Origin of the sequence: Brevundimonas poindexterae, from assembly GCF_020524625.1 — a bacterium.
GTDB classification, from domain to species: Bacteria; Pseudomonadota; Alphaproteobacteria; order Caulobacterales; family Caulobacteraceae; genus Brevundimonas; species Brevundimonas poindexterae_A.
Genome location: NZ_JAIVLL010000002.1, coordinates 682631 through 702160, shown reverse-complemented (window position 1 = coordinate 702160; position 19530 = coordinate 682631). Strand labels below are relative to the sequence as shown.

Genomic DNA, 19530 nt, shown 5'->3' with positions numbered 1-19530 from the left:
CCATCATCGGATCATGCCCACGCCCAAGACCCTGCTGATCATCGACGACGACGACGACCTGCGCGAGGCGCTGGCCGAACAGCTGGCCCTCCACGAGGAGTTCGTGCCCCGACAGGCCGCCAATGCGACCGACGGCATCCGCATGGGGCGGGATTCGCGCGTGGACCTGATCCTGCTGGACGTCGATCTGCCCGATATGGACGGCCGCGAGGCCTGTCGCCTCCTGCGCAAGGCCGGTGTCTCGACGCCCATCATCATGCTGACGGGCCAGACCTCGGACTCCGACACCATCCTCGGCCTCGACGCCGGGGCCAACGACTATATCGCCAAGCCCTTCCGCTTCGCCGTGCTGCTGGCCCGTATCCGGGCCCATCTGCGCAGCCACGAACAGTCCGAGGACGCGGTCTTCGGCATCGGGCCCTATGAGTTCCGTCCGGCGGCCAAGTCGCTGACCGCCTCGGGCGGGCGCAAGATCCGCCTGACCGAGAAGGAAACCAATATCCTCAAATACCTGTATCGCGCCGGCGCCAAGGCCGTGTCGCGCGAGGAGCTGCTGACCGAGGTGTGGGGCTACAACGCCGGGGTCACCACCCACACGCTGGAGACCCACATCTATCGCCTGCGCCAGAAGATCGAGCCCGAACCGGGCCAGGCCCGCATTCTCGTCACCGACCAGGGCGGCTACCGCCTCCAGCCGTAGGCGCCCAGGAACCCGTTTTGTCATCCCGGAAACGCCGAAGGCGTTATCCGGGACGCCACTCGCTGAGCACGGCGCCGGAGCCCCCGTCCTCGAACGCCACGCGGTCCAGCTGGACGGCGGCGATACAGATCGGGCGCTGGTCGATGCTGGCGGCGCGGCAGCGAATGGCGCGACCGTCGGGGAAGGCGGCGAACCGGCCCTCCAGCACCACGCGATAGCCCATGGGCGAGGGCACGGGCGGGCGCCCGTCCTCGCCGCGCAGGGTAAAGCGATAGGCCTGGCCGTCGCGCCGGGCCAGCCGCGATCCGTTCGTCTCATGGACCGAGGCCAGACCGACCGTCTGGGCCGCCGGCTGGCCACTGACGCCCACCAGCGGGTCGCGCGTGATCTGCGGACAGGTCTCATTGCCCAGCCACGGCCGGGGCACCCAGAACCCCTCGACCGCTTCCCAGCGATCCGAGGCACCCGATCCCACGATCAGCGCCGTCTCGGCCCAGTCATCGGGCGTCAGCGACAGGTTCAGGGTGGCCTTGTCTGTGCCCCAGCTGACGGTCGGCAGGCCGGCGTCGGTTTCCTCGCGGGCCGGGGCGGCGTCGATGGGCGGGGCCGGGCGCGGCTCGCCACAGCCGAACGGCAGGCGGACGGCAAAGGTCCGGCCGACCAGGGTGTCGGGGCTTTCCGGCGTCGATCCGGCGGCATAGGCCGAGCCCGCCCGGGAGACGGCGCCGAGGAGGGCGCTGCGGTCCAGGGTGGTCGGCGGCGGCATTTCCGCCTGTGCAGGGGCTTCGTCGACGATGGGCGTGGCGTCGGCCGGTTCGGGCCGCGGCTCGCGGTCGCACTGCGTCAGGCCAAGGCCCAGACTGAGGCCCAGGGCCATCCGCCCCGCGACCAGACCCCGCCGTGATGCCATCGTCGCAATGCCAAACATGCCAAGGCTTTAGCACACTCCGGGCGGAAGACGAATTTCCGTTACCCGTATTGACGCCGCGCCCGGCGACGCGTCTTGAAGGCGGATGACTTTCGACCAGATCATAGCGCTGACGGTGCTGGTGGCCGTGGTCGGGGTGCTGATTCACGGCCGGGTACGGTCGGACGTCGTGGCCCTGACCGGCGCCGCTGTCCTTCTGCTGCTGGGCGTGGTGCGTCCGGTCGAGGTGCAGGCCGCCTTTGCCAGTCCCGCGGTCATCGCCCTGGCCTCTCTGTTCGTCATTGCCTATGCGATCGAACTGACCGGCCTGCTCGGCCTGCTGATCCGTCAGGCCACCAAGCTGTGCCTGCGGCTGGGCACGACCGGTGTCTGGCTGGTGATGGCCATGTGCGGCCTGCTGGGCGGCTTCATCAACAATACGCCGGTGGTGGTGCTGGCCGCGCCGGTCATCCGCGATGTGGCCAAGACGCTCGACCTGTCGCCCAAGCGCTTCCTGATGCCGCTGTCGCACATTTCGGTCATGGGGGGTCTGCTGACCCTGATCGGCACCTCGACCAATCTTCTGGTCAATGACATGGCGCGGAATGTCGGCCAGCCGGTGTTCGGCCTGTTCGAGATCACCCCGGTGGGTCTGGTGATCGCGGCCAGCGGCGCGGTCTGGCTCTATTTCGTGGGTGCGCGCCAGCTGGGCCGGTCAGTGGCCGCCGACGAGGCCGAGGCGCTCCGCCGCAAGCGTGCCGAGGAGGCCCGTATCGAGGCCGAGACCCAGCAGGCGGCACGACGCTTCCGCCTGCCCTTCAACCTGCCGCGTCTGGGCGAGGCCCGCACCAATGAGGACGGCTCGGGCGACGCCCATCTGGGTGACGTCAGCCTCTACAGCGCGGCCGACCGGCCGTTCGAGTTCAAGCGCGCCATGGTGGCGCTCGCCATTTTCGTGGTGGTGGTCGTGGCGGCGGGCCTCGGCTGGATTCCTATCGCCGCGGCGGCCTTTGGCGGTGCGGTCGCCCTGATCCTGCTGCGGATCCTGACGGCCGAGGAAGCCTATGCCGGCCTGCGCCCCGACATCCTGCTGCTGATCGCTGGCATGGTTGTGCTGGGTATTGCCATCGAGGTCACCGGCCTGGCCCAGGCCGGCGCCGGCATGTTGATCGATGTGATCCGGCCTCTCGGACCGCTGGCGGCCCTGATTATCCTGTACGGCGTGACCCTGTTTGCGACCGAACTGCTGTCCAATGCCACGGTGGCGGTGCTGATCACGCCGGTCGCGGTGGCACTGGCCGTCAGCCTGGGCGTCGACCCCCGGCCCTTCCTGGTGGCGGTGATGATGGCGGCCTCGGCGGCCTTCGCCACCCCGTTCGGCTACCAGACCAATGTGCTCGTCTATCAGATGGCTGGCTACAGCTATATGGACTTCGTCCGCATCGGCGTGCCGCTCAATCTGGTCACCTGGGTGGCGGCCATGGTCGCCATCCCGATCTTCTTCCCCTTCTAGGGATCAGACGTCCAGGTCGACGCTGACCGGGGCATGGTCGCTGGGCCGTTCCCAGGCCCGCACCGGCTCGTGGATGCGGGCGCTGCCCGCCACGACCGACGACGTCAGGCCCGGTGAGGTCCAGATGTGGTCAAGTCGCAGGCCGCGGTTGGACTTGCGGAAGTCCTGCGCCCGATAGCTCCACCAGCTGGCCAGCTTTTCAGGCTCGGGGAAGGCGTCGCGGATCACGTCGGAAAACTGCCCGGCCGCCTGCAGCCGGGTCAGGGTCTCGATCTCGACCGGTGTATGGCTGACGACCTTCAGCATATAGCGGTGGTTCCAGACGTCGAACTCGCCCGGCGCAATGTTGAAATCCCCCGCCAGCAGCAGGGGCGCCTTCGGATCCCGCCGACCGACCTCGGCGGTCAGCCGCTCGTAGAAATCCATCTTGTGGTCGAATTTCGGATTGAGTTCACGGTCGGGCAGGTCGCCGCCGGCCGGAATGTAGAAATTCTGGATCTCGACGCCGCGCACCGTGGCCGACACGCAGCGCGCATGCCCTTCGCGGCACAGGCCCAGGTTCGGCGCCTCCTCCAGCGGCAGGCGGCTGGCGATCGCCACCCCGTGCCAGCCCTTCTGGCCGCCGATCTTCAGATGGGGCAGGCCCATCTCCTCGAAGGCGCGCACGGGGAACTGGTCCTCCGTGCATTTGATCTCCTGCAGCAGCAGGACGTCGGTGGCGCTCTCGGCCACATAGCGGGCGACCTGATCGATGCGCAGGCGGACCGAATTGATGTTCCAGGTGGTCAGTCGAAGGCTCATGGCCCCGGCTTAGCAGCCGGGAGCCGCCCTGCGTCAAGAATTTGCCGCCCTGGCCCGCTCGCAAAAAAACGCCCGGCCAAGGGGGGAGACCGGGCGTTTCAAAGGTGTCTCTGCCGCAGGGAGGGGGATGACATCCGTAGCGGTCAAATGGCTGCTCCCAGCCTGTTGTGATTGTGCAACGCCCAAGGGAAAAAGTCAAACCGATAATCGGCCGGCCTTTTCTGTGACCGGCCCGCCACGATTCGCCCCCTGGGCGTCAGCGTCAACGATTGCGGCCGGGACGGCGTGTCGGGTCGCGCAGCTGGAACAGGCTGTTCGACAGGCCGCTCGCGGGGCGGAGGCTGGTCAGCTGGGTCCGGGTGCGGGCGCCCTGGGCGTCCACCACCGTCCATTCCTGCAGCCGCATCGGATCGCCGGCAAAGGCCAGGGTCACCGAGCCGTCATTGGGCCGGCGGGCATCGCGCGCCACCAGGGCAAAGGCGCCCGAGTCGCGACGCACGACCCGCTCGATGCGCACGCCCTGGTCCAGACGAACCTCGCGCGACAGGAAGGTCGACAGCGGGGTTTCGCCCAGCGGCACCTGGCGGAACACCTCGAGCCGCGGGTCATAGCGCATGACGTTGTTGCCGTCCGAGACCACCAGCAGCCCTTCCGGGTTGGTGTATTCGAAGCGCATCTTGCCGGGGCGCTGCAGCCAGAACCGGCCGGTCCGGCGCTGGCCGCCGGCACCCGTCTCGACGAACTCGCCCTGGGCGGAGGTCAGGCCGCGCAGATAGGTCTGGGCGCGGCGCACGGCGGCCTGATCGGCCTCGGACAGGCCGGCCTGGGCCATGACAGCAGGGGCGCCGACCAGCAGGCCGGTCACGCCCAGCGCGGCGCCCAGGCCGAAATCGCGGCGGGAAAGAGGGGGCGTGGTCATGGAATCCATCCTTGATCGTTGCGGGGATCGAGGGTGGAACATCCCCCGTCCGAAAGGCGCGGTCATGGCTCCAGCCTGACCATATTCCGGCGCTGCGATGAAGCCCCGTTCATCGAAATCGGGCCCTCACCGCACCGGCGGTCCCGATCAACGCCCTTCCCGCACGCAGGTTCACGCCCTCAAACAGCGAGCGCCAGGGCGAAGAAACCTGCTCTCAAGAAGCGAGGCTCCGCGAGCCGAGCGGTAGAGCTACCTAAACAGGCGGCGGTCCGGCGAGGACGTCGCGCTTGCCGGCGTGGTTGGCGGGGCTGACCACGCCCTCTTGCTCCATCCGCTCGATCAGCGAGGCCGCGCGGTTGTAGCCGATCTGCAGCCGCCGCTGGACGTAGGAGGTCGAGGCCTTGCGGTCGCGCGTGACCACGGCCACCGCGCGGTCGTACAGGTCGTCGCCCGTGCCGCCCGCGTCGCCGCCGCCCGATCCGCCCTCGTCATCCGGCTCATCCGTGATCAGGTCCAGATAGTCGGGCGACCCCTGCGCCCGCAGATGGGCGCAGACTTCCTCGACCTCGCGGTCCGTCACGAACGGGCCGTGCAGGCGGGTGATGCGGCCGCCGCCGGCCATATAGAGCATGTCCCCCTGGCCCAGCAGCTGCTCGCCGCCCTGTTCACCGAGGATGGTGCGGCTGTCGATCTTGGAGGTGACCTGGAAGCTGATCCGGGTCGGGAAATTGGCCTTGATGGTACCCGTGATCACATCGACCGAGGGCCGCTGGGTCGCCATGATCAGGTGGATCCCGGCCGCGCGCGCCATCTGGGCCAGGCGTTGGACCGCGCCCTCGACGTCCTTGCCGGCGACCAGCATCAGGTCGGCCATCTCGTCCATCACCACGACCAGATAGGGCATGGGCTCGGGCCGGATCTTCTCGGACTCATAAACCGGGCGGCCCTGATCGTCGAAGCCGGTCTGGACGGTCCGCTCGAAATGCTCGCCCTTTTCCTGGGCCTCCCGCGCCCGCGCGTTGTAGCCGGCGATGTTGCGCACCCCCAGTTTGGACATGCGGCGATAGCGGTCCTCCATCTCCCGCACCGTCCACTTCAGCGCCACGACCGCCTTCTTCGGATCGGTCACGACCGGGCTGAGCAGGTGCGGGATGCCGTCATAGACGCTGAGCTCCAGCATCTTGGGGTCGATCATGATGAACCGGCATTCCTCGGGGCTCAGCCGGTACAGGATCGACAGGATCATCGCATTGACCCCGACCGACTTGCCCGAGCCGGTGGTCCCCGCGATCAGCAGGTGCGGCATGCGCGCCAGATCGGCGACATAGGGCTCGCCGCCGATGGTCTCGCCCAGCGCCAGCGGCAACAGATGGGCGGGCTTGTCATATTCTCCCGAGGCCAGCAGGTCGCGCAGATAGACGGTCTCGCGTTTGGCGTTGGGCAGTTCGATGCCGATTGCATTCCGGCCCTGCACCACGCTGATGCGACAGGCGCGGGCCGACATCGACCGCGCAATGTCGTCGGCCAGGGCCACAACCCGGCCGTGCTTGACGCCGGGAGCGGGCACCAGTTCGTACAGGGTGACCACCGGGCCCGGCCGGATCTGGTCGATCGTGCCGCGCACGCCGAACTCCTGCAGGACTTCCTCCAGCAGGCGGGCATTCTGTTTCAGCGCATCCTCGTCGACCGCGCCATTGCGCTTCTCGGGCTTGGCCAGGGTCGACAGGGACGGCAGGTCAAACGCCCCCTCCGGCCGCACGAAGTCAAAGGTGCGCTGATCGACATCGACATCCTTGCGGGCGCGGGCCGTGCGGGTCGGGGCCACGCGGGGCTCGGACGTCTCTGCGGGGGCCGTGGCCGTGCGGGCGGCCATGGGCGCGGGCGTCGGGGCCTCCTCGGTGTCGGGATCGACCGGCTTCGGTCGGGGCGGGGCCCGGCGCGGGGCGCGGGCACGGGGCGTTTCGGCGGCCGGCCTCGGGCGGGCCTGTCCCCGGCCCCGGACCCAGGCCAGACCTTCTGCCAGATCCGCCGGTCTCAGGCCGAGCGCATGGCCCAGCGCCGCGACAGCCCCGGCCAGAAACACCAGTCCAATGACGGTCCGGGCAAGGGCGCTCTCGCCCGGCAGGCCCAGGGCGTCCAGCCCGGCGGCCAGCACCCCGCTGAACCCGTCTCCGGCCAGACCGCCCATCCCGGTCACCAAAGGCCAGATGGCCGGCGGGGTCGGGGCCGACAGGGCTGCGGCCAGCGCCAGCACGCCCAGGGTGGCCGTCAGGCTCCGCATCGGTGTCACCGTCAGCCGGTGCCGCACCGTGTCGCCCACGGCGATCGCCAGTCCGAACGCCAGCAGCAACAGGGCGGCCGGCCAGACCGCCAGCCCCAGCGACTGCATGAACAGGTCGGCGACCACCGCGCCCTGCGCGCCCAGCCAGTTGGTCGGGGCGTGGCTCGAGGCGGCATTCCAGCTGGGATCGTCCCGGTTCCACGAGATCAGGGCGATCAGCAGCAGCACGGACAGCAGGGCCTGCAGCATGCCGCGGAAGCGGACGATGGCGGGGGCCTGCCAGACGATGCGGGCGCTCAGCCAGAGGCGGTGACTGATGGCGAGGGCGGCGGACATGGACGGACGGTGTTCCTCGGGCACGGGCAATCGGGCGACGATGCGCCAGCATGACCGAAGGAGGGTTAAGGGGCTGTTTACCTCACCGGCCGCCTCGCCCCTTCGCGAGGGCCTTTCGCCGCACTGGACGGACGGCCTTCCCGGCGCGACAAGGGGGCATGAGCGAGACCACAGACACCGACGTCCTGATCGCCGGCGGCGGCCTGGCCGGGGCCAGCCTGGCCCTGGCCCTCCATCGGGCCGGGCTCGAGGTGACGGTGGTTGATCCCCAGCCGTTCGAGGCCCAGCTGGCCCCCACCTTCGACGGCCGCTCGACCGCCATCGCCTTTTCGACCTACCGCATGCTCCACACGCTCGGTCTGGGCGAGGATCTGGCCCCGCATGCCTGCCGGATGGACCGGATTCTGGTGACCGACGGACGGCGCCCGGGGGCCGCGGCGCGCGCCCCGTCGTCGGCCTTCCTGCGCTTCGACGCGGACGAGATCGGCGCCTCCACCGGGGGCGAACCGCTCGGCTATATGATCGAGAACCGCCGTCTGCGCGTGGCGCTGGCGCGGGCACTGGGCGAGACCGATGTGACCGTGCGCGCCCCGGTCGGGGTGACGGCGGTCGAGACCGGCATCGGCCGCTCCACCGTGACCCTCTCGGACGGTTCGCGCGTGCGGGCGTCTCTCGTGGTTGGGGCCGAGGGCCGGCGGTCGGTGGTGCGGGACGCCGCCGGGATCGGTGTCATCCGTCAGCCCTATGGCCAGAGCGGCGTGGTCGCGACCGTCCGCATGGCCGAGCCCCACGGCAATGTGGCCCATGAATATTTCCTGCCGGGCGGACCCTTCGCCATCCTGCCGCTGACGGACCAGCGCGCCAGTCTGGTCTGGACCGAGCCGACCCGCGCGGCCGAGGCCCTGCGCAGCGCCTCAGACAGGGCCTTCCTCGCCCATCTGACGCGGCGCTTCGGCGACTTCCTCGGCGAGGTCCGGCCCGAGGGACCGCGCTTCGTCTATCCGCTGGAGCTCAGCCTCGCCACCGCCATGACCGCGCCGCGCGTGGCCCTGATCGGCGATGCCGCCCACGGGGTCCACCCGGTCGCCGGGCAGGGGCTGAACATGGGGCTAAAGGATGTGGCCGCCCTGGCCGAGGTTCTGGCCGATGCCCGCCTGCTGGGCGAGGACATCGGCGCCGAGCCGGTACTGGAGCGTTATGCCCAGTGGCGGCGCTTCGACACCGTGGCGCTGACCCTGGCCTTCGACGCCTTTGTGAAGCTGTTCTCGAACGACATCGCGCCCGTCCGCGCGGTCCGCGACCTCGGCATGGCCGCGGTAAACCGCATCGCCCCCCTGCGCCGCGCCTTCATGCACGAAGCCGGCGGCGCCACCGGCGACCTGCCGAAGCTCCTCAGGGGTGAGGCGGTCTGATGCGAGGGCCGCTCGTCGCCGCCCTGGTGATCGGGCTGGGGGGATGCGCGACGGCGGCGTCCCATGACCCTCCGGGTCCCGCCCCGGCCGTGCTTGCCGATCTTCTGGGAACAGACCGGAACGAGGCTCCGGAACTGCGTGGGGTGCAGTGTGACTTCATCCCCGAAGAGGGATCGGAATGGGTCTGTCGCTATGAGGAACGGGCGGGGTCGGGCAGTTGGGTCGGCTTGTCGACCGTCGTTGCGAAGAGCGGGTCCGGCTGGCTCCTGATCGACCGGCCCTGCAGCGCCGACGAAGCCCTGGCCGATCGCGGCCGCTGTCGTCGCTAGTCCAGCTGTCGCGCTTCGCCGACCAGCAGGATCGGCACGCCGTCGCGGATCGGAAAGGCCAGTTTGGCCCCCTTGGACACCAGTTCCTGCCGCGCCCGGTCATAGCTGAGCGTGCCGCGCGTCACGGGACAGACCAGCACCTCCAGCAGGCGCGGGTCGACGGTCGAGGGGGTGTTGAAACTGTCGCTCATGCCGCAATCATAGAAGCCGCCGCGCGGGCGTCCAGCGGCATCCGACCTATTGCATCGGGGGCGGATCGTCCTCGTCCCCGCTGTCGGCGGCATTGATGTCCAGCAGCGCGGTCAGGGCCTGCGCCCGCGCCCCCAGATCCTTCGCTTCGATCAGGGCCTGCTTTTCGGCCACCTCGAACGGCAGCGCCATGCACAGGCTGTTGACCAGGGCTTCCGCCGGCGCTTCACGCGCCGTGTCCCAGTCGATGTCCAGCCCCCGGTGATCCAGGAACCGGCCCAGCGCCTCCAGCAGCCCGGGACGGCCGATCTCTGCACTGGACGGCGCGGGGACCAGATCGGCGGCATAGGCCTGAAAATCGGCGCGCACCTGCCGGTAGGGCGCCCGCGCGTCGATCTCCTCGACCGAGGCGAACCGGCACAAGCCCGTCAGGGTGATCATATAGCGGCCGTCGGGGGTCTCGGCGAAGCTGGTGATCCGACCGGCACATCCCACCGGGGCCAGATGCGGCCGGTCGAGGGGACCACCGGTGGTCTGGACCATGCCGATGATGCGATCGCCCGCCATGGCGTCGTCGATCATGTTCAGATAGCGCGGCTCGAAGATGTTGAGCGGCAGCTGACCGCGCGCCAGCAGCACCGCTCCGTCCAGCGGAAAGACGGGGATGACCTGGGGCAGGTCGGTCACCTTGACGATGCCCTGGGCCACCGCGCCGGCCCTAGGAGAACAGCAGCGACGACAGGCGACGCCGCCCGTCCTTCGCCACGTCAGAGTTCAGCCCCGCCGCCTCGAACACGGTCAGCAGCTGTTTGCGCGCCGCCTGATCGTTCCATTCCCGGTCGGCCCGCACGATCTCGAGCAGGGCATCAACCGCCCCGGCCAGATCGCCGCGCGCGGCCATCAGCCCGGCCAGGTCAAAGCGCGCCTGATGATCGCCCGGATCAGCCGACAGCCGGTCCTTCAGGGCATTGAGCTCGCTGTCGTCCGCGACCGGGGCCGCGCCCAGAGACAGCTGGGCCCGCACGCTCTGGACATCGGGGTCGGTCGAATTCGGCCCGGCCATGGCAATCGTCTGCAGCGCCTGCTCCCGGTCGCCGTCGGCCAGATAGACCCGCGCCATGCCGGCGATGGCCCTGGGGTTCTCGGGGTCCAGCGTCAGGACCTGGGCAAAGGCCTGGGCCGCCCCGCCCAGATCGTCCAGCGACAGGGACTCCTTGCCCAGCGCCAGCAGTTGTTCGACGTCGGAATTGCCGCTCTTGCCGCCGGTCAGCTTGTCGATGAAGGCCTTCAGCTGGCTCTCCGGCACCGCCCCCTGAAAGGCATCGACCGGTCGCCCGTCCACAAAGGCATAGACGGTCGGAATCGACTGGACCCGCAGTTGCTGGGCGTAGGCCGGGTTCTTGTCGATATCGATCTTGACCAGGCCGATGGCGCCGCCGGCGGCCTTGACCGCCTTTTCCAGCATGGGCGTCAGCTGCCGGCACGGGCCGCACCAGCTGGCCCAGAAATCCACAAGGATGGGCCGGCTCATCGAGGCCTCGACCACCTGTTTCATGAACTGCGCGTCCGAGCCGTCGACGATCAGATCTTCGGGGCTGGCATTGCTGTTCGGCTGGCCGGGGTCGATCAGGGACATTCAGGGTTCCTCGGAATGGGTCGGGGCGTCTGACGCCACATGGTCATCGGGCACGGGATCAGCAACCGGGTCAAGGATCGCGGGGCCGTCTTCCCCTGTGAAATCGACCACCACCGGCGTCCGTTCCAGCAGGGCCAGAAATCGCCGGAAATCGCCTTGGCCCATGGCGGTGGTCGCCGTATTGGTCAGGGGGTGAAAGTTGACGACCGCCGCGGTCCACAACGCCCGGTCCAGCACGAACTGCACCCGCTGCCCGACATCATTGATCAGGCCAAACGCCGTGACCGAGCCGGGCGTCACCCCCAGGGTCTCGACCATGGCGGCCTCAGAGCCGAACGACAGCCGGTCCGAGCCCAGCAGTTTCGCCAGCTTCTTCAGGTCGATGGTCGTGTCCTGCTTCGCGCTGACCAGCCACAGCCGGTCGCCGCGCCCCTTCAGGAACAGGTTCTTCGTGTGGGCGCCGGGCAGGGCGGCCTTGATCGCGTGTCCCTGCTCCACCCGAAACACCGGCGGATGATCGTGGGTCTGCGGCCGAAGACCGTGGCCGGTCATCCAGTCCAGCAGGCCGTCGCGGTCGAGGGGCGGGGTGGGGATCGCGCTCATCCTCCGATCATAGGTTTTGACCGCGCGCGGGGCCACCGGATAGAGGAGAGGTCTGAACCGACGCCGAACCGGAGGGTCCAAGGTGGAACTGGAGTGCTATCCCATGACGGCCCGGCCGCCGGACATGGTCCCGGGGCGCCAGTCGCGCGCCTGGATGGACGCCTTCGCCAGCCGCCACCCCTATCGCTGCCTGCCGCTCAACATGGCCAATACGACGGGCTGGGAGATCCTGTGCCCGGTCGACTTCACCGCCGAATGGAACGGCGGCCCGCGTCAGGAAGACATCCGCATTCGCACCGACCGGGTGAACACCGACCTCAGCCACTTCGTTACCTCGCACTTCTCGCGCGGGGTGATCACCATGCATCCGCAATATCTGTTCCGCACCCCGCCGGGCTGGCAGATGATGGCGACCGGCGCGCCCAATCACGTCAAGGACGGCATCCAGCCCCTGACCGGCCTGATCGAGACCGACTGGCTGCCCTTCCCCTTCACCATGAACTGGATCTTCACCCGCCCCTGCACGGTCAAGTTCGAGCGCGGCGAGCCCTTCTGCTTCATCACCCTGATCGAGGCGCGCAAGGTCGAGCAGTTCCAGCCGGTGATCCGCTCGCTGGAGTCCAATCCGGGCATGAAGGACCAGTTCGAGGCCTGGAACCGCCAGCGCACCGACTTCAACCAGCGTCTGGCCAAGGGCGATCCCGAGGCCGCCAAGGAGGCCTGGCAGCGCTACTACTTCAAGGGCGAGATCCCCGAGGATCTGGGCGCGGCACCCGACACCCACGCCAACAAGCGGCGCCTTAAGACACCCCGGCTGGGCTGACCCGGCCGGGGCGTCCTCAGCCGGCCCTAGCGCGCGATGCGCGGGGCCAGGTTGGCGATCACGTCGCGCGCGTCAAAGGCATTGGGGTCACCGGCGGGCTTGGGCCCCCGGCCCATGAGGATCTCGGACGTCGCCTCGAAGCGGTCGATCTGGCGCACATTCACATCGTCCCAGAACGGGTCGTAACGGCTCCAGGCCCCGCCCCGGTAGAAGCGCCAGTAGGGGCTCCAGCCGCGATAGTACCGGTCATAGAAGGGGTCGCGCGTCCCCACATAGCGGGTGTCGCGGTCGGTCGCCCGGTCCACCGTGGCGAACCAGTCATAGCCCTCCTGCACCGTCAGCTCGGCGGCGCGCAACAGCAGCGACATCTCGACCTGCTCGCGCGAGGTCACCGAGTTGCCGGCAAAGGCCACGCGGAAGCGATTGGCCTCCAGCCGCTGCTCGGCATAGCCGCCCGAGCGACCGGGCTGCATGGGTCCATAGGCGGTCGGCGTCGCACAGGCCGCGACCGTCAGGGCCAGGGCGCTGGCCGCCACCGCGAACATCGCGGGGCGACGAAGAGTCGAACGAAGGGTCATGGTCATCTCCGAAAGCGAGGGGCGTCCGGGACAACAGGTGCGCTCACCCGCCGCCCGAAACAAGAGCTTGGCTGTGTCCAGCCAGGGCCTTTCCACCTGAACGAAGCCTGAACGCCCCCGGTTCCGCCTCAGACCCGAAGGCCGATCAGCACCGCCGCCAGCAGTAACAGCACCCCCACCGCCGCATCGAACCCGCGCCGGAACCCCGGCGCCGTCATCCGCCGCGCCAGCGCCGCCCCGCCCAGGCCATAGGCATTCATGGTGATCATATCCATGCCGACGGTCGCCAGCGCGAACAGCGCCAGCTGCGGCACCAGCGGCCGCGCCAGATCCAGAAACGGCGGCAGCACGGCGGTAAAGAACAGCACCGCCTTGGGATTGGCCAGCTGCACCATGAAGCCGTCGAAAAAGGCACTGCGCCCCAGCGAAAGGCTCGGCCGCTCGGGCTTGCCCGGCCCCTCTCTCTCCCTTGGCCCCCGCACCGCCCCCCACAGCGCCTTGCCGCCCAGCCAGGCCACATACAGCGCCCCGCCCACGGCGATCAGCCGGAACGCCTCGGGAAAGGCCAGCACCAGCGCCCCCAGCCCCAGCGCCGCCGCCGTGAACCACACCAGCGTCGCCAGACTCATGCCCAGCACCCCGACCACCACGGCCCGCTTCCCCCGCGCCATGCCATTGGCGATCGAGAACAGATTGGCCGGCCCCGGCGTCACCGCCAGCACCGCCATCACCCCCAGAAAGGCCGCATACCGCTCAGGATCGACGGGCAAGGCATAGGTCATGCCGCCCGATGGCCGAGGGCACGGGTGCGGTCAAGAGCCAACGCCCGCCGCCCCGTCTCCTCCCCACCCCGTGGGGAGGGGGACCGCGTAGTGGTGGAGGGGTTCTCCCCCCGCACACCACCCCGCCTCCCAAAGCGTCGGCGCGCCCCGCGCGTCCGACACGCCCAGCCCCGGTCGCCCGGCCCGGAGCGGGTCAAGGACAGGCCTCGCAGGCCTGCCGCGCCAGCGGCGCGCAGCGTCCTTGAGGCGCACCGGGGCGGGTGGCTCGTTTCGTCAGGTAGCTAGAGTTTCGCGCTCAGCGTCTCGGATGCCCCGCTCACGAACGGCCTTAGGTAGGCCGCTATCTCACGCACCCTGACTTGATTGACCTGTAACACGGCCTCAGTCACGCGGCCCGCTCCCCCGAGCAGAATATTGTACTCAGAGCCGATAGTCGCAGCCTTGCTTGCAAGGGCGCCATCCAGATAGCGAAGCTCTCGAAAAACAGTCAGGTCGCGAACTACGGTTTGCGCGCGAGCGAACTCATATCCGGGGGTAGCTTCGTGCAGTCGCTTCTGCGCCGCTATGGCCAAGGCCAAACGACCCTGCAAATTCTGATCATGAGGAAGAGGAGCTTCGCATGCGTCGAGAGCGTCTTCGAGGTCGCGGACGGCCGTCTCGACAATCCTAAGATCGGCGCGCTCTTCAGCCTGTCTCCGCCGCCCCTCTATCCATAGAGTCACAAGGACCGTCAGCACCACTCCGATGATGCCGCTGAATGCTTGCAGCCAATCGCCAGCTGGGATCCCCAAAAGCAACGGACCTGAGGTCACCACGCTGGCACTCGAAACAAGCGCCCCGCTTCGCCTTCATCGTGCAGGATGCGGATAATCTCCTCATCGTCGAATATAGGGGAATCGGCAGTAACGCGCGCCGGCAGATCGGAGTCGATCAGTGTAATTATCGCTTGGATTCCTAAGTCAGCATGAGCGCGGAGAACCGCGATCAGGTTCTCCTTTTTCCGATCATCGAGAGACTCCAATACCCCGTCGTGATAGGCGAATCGAGGAAACTTCTCTTGCAGGTGCCCTCTCAGGACTGCCAGGTCGAATGCCACGCAAAGAAGTTTGCGGTAGGTGTGTCCGTCGGCTGCGCTGGTCGTGTTGCCGCTCTCGTCGAGAATGTCTGCCTGAAATTCCAGATGTCCTAGCTTGTTAACGTACACGTTCAGCAGCGCCTTCCGGCTGAGAACCTTTTCGATGACTTCGCTGAAAAACAGTCGAATACGGGAGAACTTGGACGCGGGATCGAACTGCTGGGCCTCGACGTCCGCTTCCACACGGGACTGAAGCTGGCCCATTTCGGCCTCAGCGGCGCGGATTTCTGCGCGTAGCTCCTGTAACCTGTGAAGGTGCGAGCGCTGTCGTTCCAAGGTAGTGATGTCAGCCTTCAGGACAACGAGTTCCGACGAGAGCTGGCGGTATTTTGCGAAGCTGTCGGTGTCAGTCAGGAAGCGCAGAGTCTCCGACCGCCGCTGGCCGAGTGCGTTGAGTTCGGCATTAATTGCCGCGAGCTCCACATCGATCTCCTCCCGCTCCTCAAGTAGGTAACCTCTCCGCTCGTCGGTGATGGCTTTGTTGAACGCCAAGAGTTGTTCGAAGTCCTTTTTGATTTGCCCCTCGAACAGGACTCCGGCTTGGGCAAACAGCTCCCGCGCGTCGGCCGGATCAAAGAGAATTTGATCCTCTTTAAGTGAGAGCTCGATCTTCTTGCGGTTGGCCTGAAGGGTGTAGCGCCGCCCATTGAGACGAGCCGTCGACTGATCGATCTCCTCGATGAGCGCACTGGTTGCCGCTCTGTCTCCCGCTCGGAAGTCGAACGCGTCGAGCAGTGCCTGTTTATTGGCGGCCTCGTTCTGTTTGAGCAGCAGCAGCCCTTCGACCTTGCCGGTTTCGATAACCGTGCCGCCCAGTTCAGATTGTACGGTCTCCTCCGTCTGTCTCAGTGTCTTGAGGCGGTCTTCGGCCCTGTAATGACTCCCGATCAGCTCGCCGTCGAACCCGAGGAGATGAGCGAGGAACGGTTTCCAGTCGGAATGAGCGTTCTGGAAGCGCCGCAGTTGAAAAACTTCACGGAAATCTTCCTGCGACCGAAGGAAGTATCCCAGCCCCTTTCTGTAGGGCCATGGCTTCAACGCGCGCCAGTCGAGGAGGCTGTCGAGGATTTCTCGTGCGCGATCGAAGGCGACATCCCAATGATCCCAAGCATGGTCAGCAAGCTCCGAAAAGTCCTGCTTACTAAGTTGATGCTTCTTGAAGGCGATCCGGCTGTGGTTGGCGACGCTCCGCCTCACGGTCACATAGGTCCCGTCGTGGAGCTCTATCTCCAAGAAGAAGGTGTAGCCTTCGAAGCGGTCGGGGTATTTGAAGAGGAAGAATTTGGGGTCACGGCCAGCTAGGAATCCAAAGTCAAGCAGCCTCCCCAGCGTCGATTTCCCAAGGTTATGGGTGTCGCGGGACCGGTTCTGCGGCAGGCGGATTTCGGCCAGGACGACGTTCATACCGTCGACGAAGTCGATCGGCGGAAAGGCGTCGCCCTGATTGGAATAGAATCTAGAGACCCTCATTGGGACCCACATATTCGATGGCGTCGGTCTTAGGATGATAGTCCACCAATCCGAGCAGGAAGAGGAAGTTCAGCGAAGGCAGGAACAGGGTTTCCCCTCCCACAACCTTCTTTCTCACATACCCTTTCAGGTCCGAGTAGGCCTCTTGGCGCCGGAATTTCAGTCGCGATAGCATCACCATCGCCGCGAAGACGACAGTGCGATCGGGGTGCGCGTGCTTGCTGGGCCTAAGCATCCGCTTCCTTTCCGATGTCGCAGTTCCAATACATGTAGAACACCATCGCCCGCGTCAGTGCCCTGTGGGCCCGCTGGCGAAGGACGGCGTCACGCTCGAAGAGCTGCCTTAGCAGGTACTCCATCACCTCGTCGAAGGTTTGATAGTCCTTTCGCTTGGCGAGGATTCTCAGCTGAAACTCGTCGACAACCGCCTCATAGGCGCGGAGCAGCTCTTCATTCTCCGGCGCTGAGAGGAAGGCCTTGATCTGCGCCGCCTCTTTCAAAAACTTGCGCCGGATCTCCTTGGCGTAGTCTATCGTCATGTTGTTGATGATATTTTTTTCGGCATAGGTAGTGCGAGGCACGGGCGGCGTGTCGGCCACCTCGGCGAAGATCTCGCGTTGCCGAAAAAGCGCCTCCACAACTTCCGCTAGTTCGTCTGAGCTGACGATTAGGGGAGAATCGATCGGGTCCAGATCGGCCTGATCTGCGATGTCAGGGAAAGTCCTCAGAAGCCGCTCAAGGTCCTCAAGCCCGAATATCGCAAGCGACTCTTCGGCGATGCCACAAGAGCTACTGATATGATTTCGCAGGATCGCCTCCGTTCCCGCCGTTAGACGCCGATTGGTGAAGATCATGTAGTGATCGAGCTCGCCAGCAGACTTCAGGCGAGCAATCCGGGGGATTTCTTCCCCGAGCGTCGTCTTCTCGGATTTCGAGTTGAAGAAGTCGGTCTCAGAGCAACTCTTATTGAGCCCATTCGTGTGTTTGGCTTGAATCACGACCTTGCCGTCCCAAGGCCGGTTGGTGCTCGGATGCAGTTGGGCCAAGCCGATGAACTTGGCGTCGCGGCCTCCGTCGCGTCCGGTTGCAAATCCCTGCACTCCCATGCCGAGCAGCTTCTGGCAGATGAAGACGACCAGGCGCTCGAACTGTTCAGGACTGAGGTTCTCGTAGGCGTACTTCATCCGAATCCCCACCGCACCCGAAGCGCATTCTCCCGGATCGTTGCGCAACTTAGTCGTGCAGCCAAGGGAAACAGGCCCGGCGGCGTTCAACCGCACTATCGCAACGGTGCCATTGAGCACCCATACACCTCGCTGCCGACTTCAAAGAAGCCCATAAAAAAAGGCGCCCCGGTCTCCCGGAGCGCCTCTTCTGTTTCAGCGATGAACCGCCGGACGTCCCGGCTCGGCCTCGGGAGGCGCTGAGGCGCCTCCCTCGTTGGCCGGGATGACGGGCTTCTTTAGAAGTCCATGCCGCCCATGCCGCCCATGCCGCCCATGTCGGGGGCGCCGCCGGCCGGGGCCTTCTTGGGGGCGTCCGCCACGGCGGCTTCGGTGGTGATCAGGATGCCGGCGACCGAGGCCGCGTCCTGCAGGGCGGTGCGGACCACCTTGGCGGGGTCGATGACGCCCATCTTCACCAGGTCACCATACTCCTCGGTCTGGGCGTTGAAGCCGAACGAGGCGTCCTTGTTCTCCAGCACCTTGCCGACCACGATCGAGCCTTCGACCCCGGCGTTTTCCGAGATCTGACGGATCGGGGCCTGGATGGCGCGGCGGATGATGGCGATGCCGGCGGTCTGGTCGGCGTTGTCGCCGGTCAGGCCTTCCAGCGCCTTGGTGGCCTTGAGCAGGGCGATACCGCCGCCCGGGACGATGCCTTCTTCCACCGCAGCGCGGGTGGCGTTCAGGGCGTCGTCGACGCGGTCCTTCTTCTCCTTGACCTCGACCTCGGTCGAGCCGCCGACGCGGATGACCGCGACGCCGCCGGCCAGCTTGGCCAGACGTTCCTGCAGCTTCTCCTTGTCGTAGTCCGAGGTGGTGTCCTCGATCTGGCGCTTGATCTGGGCGATGCGGGCCTCGATGGCGGCCTTTTCACCCACGCCGTCGACGATGGTGGTGTCGTCCTTGGTGATGGTGACCTTCTTGGCCTTGCCCAGCATGTCCAGGGTGACGTTTTCCAGCTTGATGCCCAGGTCTTCCGAGATCACCTGGCCGCCGGTCAGGACGGCGATGTCCTCCAGCATGGCCTTGCGGCGATCGCCGAAGCCCGGCGCCTTGACGGCGGCGACGCGCAGGCCGCCGCGCAGCTTGTTGACGACCAGGGTGGCCAGCGCCTCGCCCTCGATGTCCTCGGCGATGATGACCAACGGACGGCCCGACTGCACCACGGCTTCCAGGATCGGCAGCATGGACTGCAGGCTGGAGAGCTTCTTCTCGTGGAGCAGGATCAGCGGCTCCTCGAGGTCGGCCTCCATCTTGTCGGCATTGGTGATGAAGTAGGGCGACAGGTAGCCGCGGTCGAACTGCATGCCTTCGACGACGTCCAGCTCGGTTTCGGCGGTCTTGGCTTCTTCAACCGTGATGACGCCTTCGTTGCCGACCTTTTCCATGGCCCTGGCGATCATGTCGCCGACTTCCTGGTCGCCGTTGGCCGAGATGGTGCCGACCTGGGCGATTTCGGAGTTGGCCGAGACCTTGCGGGCGTTGGACTTGACCTCGGCCAGCACGGCGGCGACGGCCTTGTCGATGCCGCGCTTCAGATCCATCGGGTTCATGCCGGCGGCGACCGACTTCAGGCCTTCCTGGACGATCGACTGGGCCAGCACCGTGGCGGTGGTGGTGCCGTCACCGGCCTTGTCGTTGGTCTTGGAGGCGACCTCGCGGATCATCTGGGCGCCCATGTTCTCGAAGGCGTCTTCCAGCTCGATTTCCTTGGCGACCGAGACGCCGTCCTTGGTCGAGCGCGGGGCGCCGAACGACTTCTGGATGACCACATTGCGGCCCTTGGGCCCCAGGGTGACCTTGACGGCATTGGCCAGGACGTTGACGCCTTTCAGCATCTTGTCGCGGGCGTCGGTGTTGAACTGTACGATTTTGGCGGCCATGTGCGGC

The 19530-nt window shown here is 66.8% G+C and carries 20 protein-coding genes; 5 read left to right on the top strand and 15 right to left on the bottom strand.

What is annotated here, in order from left to right; genetic code table 11:
- Positions 1 to 13: 13 nt before the first annotated feature.
- Positions 14 to 700 carry a response regulator transcription factor gene (locus LC068_RS09810; protein ID WP_209119628.1) on the top strand — a complete coding sequence of 229 codons (687 nt, stop codon included), beginning with the start codon at positions 14 to 16 and terminating at the stop codon, positions 698 to 700.
- A 43-nt stretch (positions 701 to 743) separates the two neighbouring features.
- On the opposite strand, the gene LC068_RS09805 is transcribed toward LC068_RS09810, so the two are convergent.
- On the bottom strand, positions 744 to 1610 hold the full coding sequence (locus tag LC068_RS09805; protein ID WP_226636744.1) for a hypothetical protein: 867 nt from the start codon (positions 1608 to 1610) through the stop codon (positions 744 to 746).
- A 103-nt stretch (positions 1611 to 1713) separates the two neighbouring features.
- Here LC068_RS09805 and LC068_RS09800 point away from each other — a divergent pair, with 103 nt between their 5' ends.
- The gene (locus tag LC068_RS09800) at positions 1714 to 3120 is read left to right on the top strand and encodes an SLC13 family permease (protein ID WP_226636742.1); all 1407 of its coding nucleotides are present in this window, start codon (positions 1714 to 1716) and stop codon (positions 3118 to 3120) included.
- 3 nt (positions 3121 to 3123) lie between these two features.
- Here LC068_RS09800 and LC068_RS09795 read toward each other — a convergent pair whose 3' ends face one another.
- From LC068_RS09795 to LC068_RS09785, 3 genes are all read right to left on the bottom strand, one after another.
- Positions 3124 to 3921, bottom strand: coding sequence for an exodeoxyribonuclease III (locus tag LC068_RS09795; protein ID WP_226636740.1), 798 nt, complete (start codon positions 3919 to 3921; stop codon positions 3124 to 3126).
- Between the two features lie 262 nt (positions 3922 to 4183).
- Positions 4184 to 4840, bottom strand: coding sequence for a LolA family protein (locus LC068_RS09790; protein WP_226636738.1), 657 nt, complete (start codon positions 4838 to 4840; stop codon positions 4184 to 4186).
- A gap of 253 nt (positions 4841 to 5093) precedes the next feature.
- Complete coding sequence (locus tag LC068_RS09785; RefSeq protein WP_226636737.1) at positions 5094 to 7457, bottom strand: FtsK/SpoIIIE family DNA translocase; 2364 nt, start codon at positions 7455 to 7457, stop codon at positions 5094 to 5096.
- A gap of 158 nt (positions 7458 to 7615) precedes the next feature.
- On the opposite strand from LC068_RS09785, the gene LC068_RS09780 reads away from it, so the two are divergent.
- Complete coding sequence (locus LC068_RS09780; protein WP_226636736.1) at positions 7616 to 8869, top strand: UbiH/UbiF/VisC/COQ6 family ubiquinone biosynthesis hydroxylase; 1254 nt, start codon at positions 7616 to 7618, stop codon at positions 8867 to 8869.
- Positions 8869 to 9198 carry a hypothetical protein gene (locus tag LC068_RS09775; RefSeq protein ID WP_226636735.1) on the top strand — a complete coding sequence of 110 codons (330 nt, stop codon included), beginning with the start codon at positions 8869 to 8871 and terminating at the stop codon, positions 9196 to 9198. The genes LC068_RS09780 and LC068_RS09775 overlap by 1 nt, the downstream gene beginning before the upstream one ends.
- Here LC068_RS09775 and LC068_RS09770 read toward each other — a convergent pair.
- The 4 genes from LC068_RS09770 to LC068_RS09755 are packed head-to-tail and all read right to left on the bottom strand — an operon-like array spanning position 9195 to position 11626.
- Positions 9195 to 9389 carry a Trm112 family protein gene (locus LC068_RS09770; RefSeq protein WP_209119621.1) on the bottom strand — a complete coding sequence of 65 codons (195 nt, stop codon included), beginning with the start codon at positions 9387 to 9389 and terminating at the stop codon, positions 9195 to 9197. The genes LC068_RS09775 and LC068_RS09770 overlap by 4 nt on opposite strands.
- Before the next feature lie 46 nt (positions 9390 to 9435).
- Positions 9436 to 10095: an LON peptidase substrate-binding domain-containing protein gene (locus LC068_RS09765; RefSeq protein WP_226636734.1), complete on the bottom strand. Its 660-nt coding sequence runs from the start codon at positions 10093 to 10095 to the stop codon at positions 9436 to 9438.
- 10 nt (positions 10096 to 10105) lie between these two features.
- Positions 10106 to 11023 carry a thioredoxin family protein gene (locus LC068_RS09760; protein WP_226636732.1) on the bottom strand — a complete coding sequence of 306 codons (918 nt, stop codon included), beginning with the start codon at positions 11021 to 11023 and terminating at the stop codon, positions 10106 to 10108.
- The gene (locus tag LC068_RS09755; protein ID WP_226636730.1) at positions 11024 to 11626 is read right to left on the bottom strand and encodes a prolyl-tRNA synthetase associated domain-containing protein; all 603 of its coding nucleotides are present in this window, start codon (positions 11624 to 11626) and stop codon (positions 11024 to 11026) included.
- Positions 11627 to 11708: 82 nt separating this feature from the next.
- Here LC068_RS09755 and LC068_RS09750 point away from each other — a divergent pair, with 82 nt between their 5' ends.
- Positions 11709 to 12449, top strand: a complete 741-nt coding sequence (locus LC068_RS09750) for a DUF6065 family protein (protein WP_226636728.1) — start codon at positions 11709 to 11711, stop codon at positions 12447 to 12449.
- Between the two features lie 26 nt (positions 12450 to 12475).
- Here LC068_RS09750 and LC068_RS09745 read toward each other — a convergent pair whose 3' ends face one another.
- The 7 genes from LC068_RS09745 to groL all read right to left on the bottom strand — a co-directional run bounded on the left by LC068_RS09745 (position 12476) and on the right by groL (position 19523).
- Positions 12476 to 13027 carry a CC0125/CC1285 family lipoprotein gene (locus tag LC068_RS09745; RefSeq protein ID WP_226636726.1) on the bottom strand — a complete coding sequence of 184 codons (552 nt, stop codon included), beginning with the start codon at positions 13025 to 13027 and terminating at the stop codon, positions 12476 to 12478.
- 128 nt (positions 13028 to 13155) lie between these two features.
- Complete coding sequence (locus LC068_RS09740) at positions 13156 to 13809, bottom strand: LysE family translocator (protein ID WP_226636724.1); 654 nt, start codon at positions 13807 to 13809, stop codon at positions 13156 to 13158.
- Between the two features lie 281 nt (positions 13810 to 14090).
- A complete protein-coding gene (locus LC068_RS09735; protein ID WP_226636722.1) occupies positions 14091 to 14624 on the bottom strand; it encodes a hypothetical protein in 534 nt (177 codons plus the stop codon).
- Positions 14618 to 16414, bottom strand: a complete 1797-nt coding sequence (locus LC068_RS09730; RefSeq protein ID WP_226636720.1) for a DUF2326 domain-containing protein — start codon at positions 16412 to 16414, stop codon at positions 14618 to 14620. The genes LC068_RS09735 and LC068_RS09730 overlap by 7 nt, the downstream gene beginning before the upstream one ends.
- The gene (locus LC068_RS13870; protein WP_319002498.1) at positions 16401 to 16589 is read right to left on the bottom strand and encodes an ABC-three component system middle component 8; all 189 of its coding nucleotides are present in this window, start codon (positions 16587 to 16589) and stop codon (positions 16401 to 16403) included. The genes LC068_RS09730 and LC068_RS13870 overlap by 14 nt, the downstream gene beginning before the upstream one ends.
- Before the next feature lie 52 nt (positions 16590 to 16641).
- Positions 16642 to 17598 carry an ABC-three component system protein gene (locus LC068_RS09725; protein WP_226636718.1) on the bottom strand — a complete coding sequence of 319 codons (957 nt, stop codon included), beginning with the start codon at positions 17596 to 17598 and terminating at the stop codon, positions 16642 to 16644.
- Between the two features lie 278 nt (positions 17599 to 17876).
- Complete coding sequence (gene groL / locus LC068_RS09720; protein WP_226636716.1) at positions 17877 to 19523, bottom strand: chaperonin GroEL; 1647 nt, start codon at positions 19521 to 19523, stop codon at positions 17877 to 17879.
- Positions 19524 to 19530: the final 7 nt, after the last annotated feature.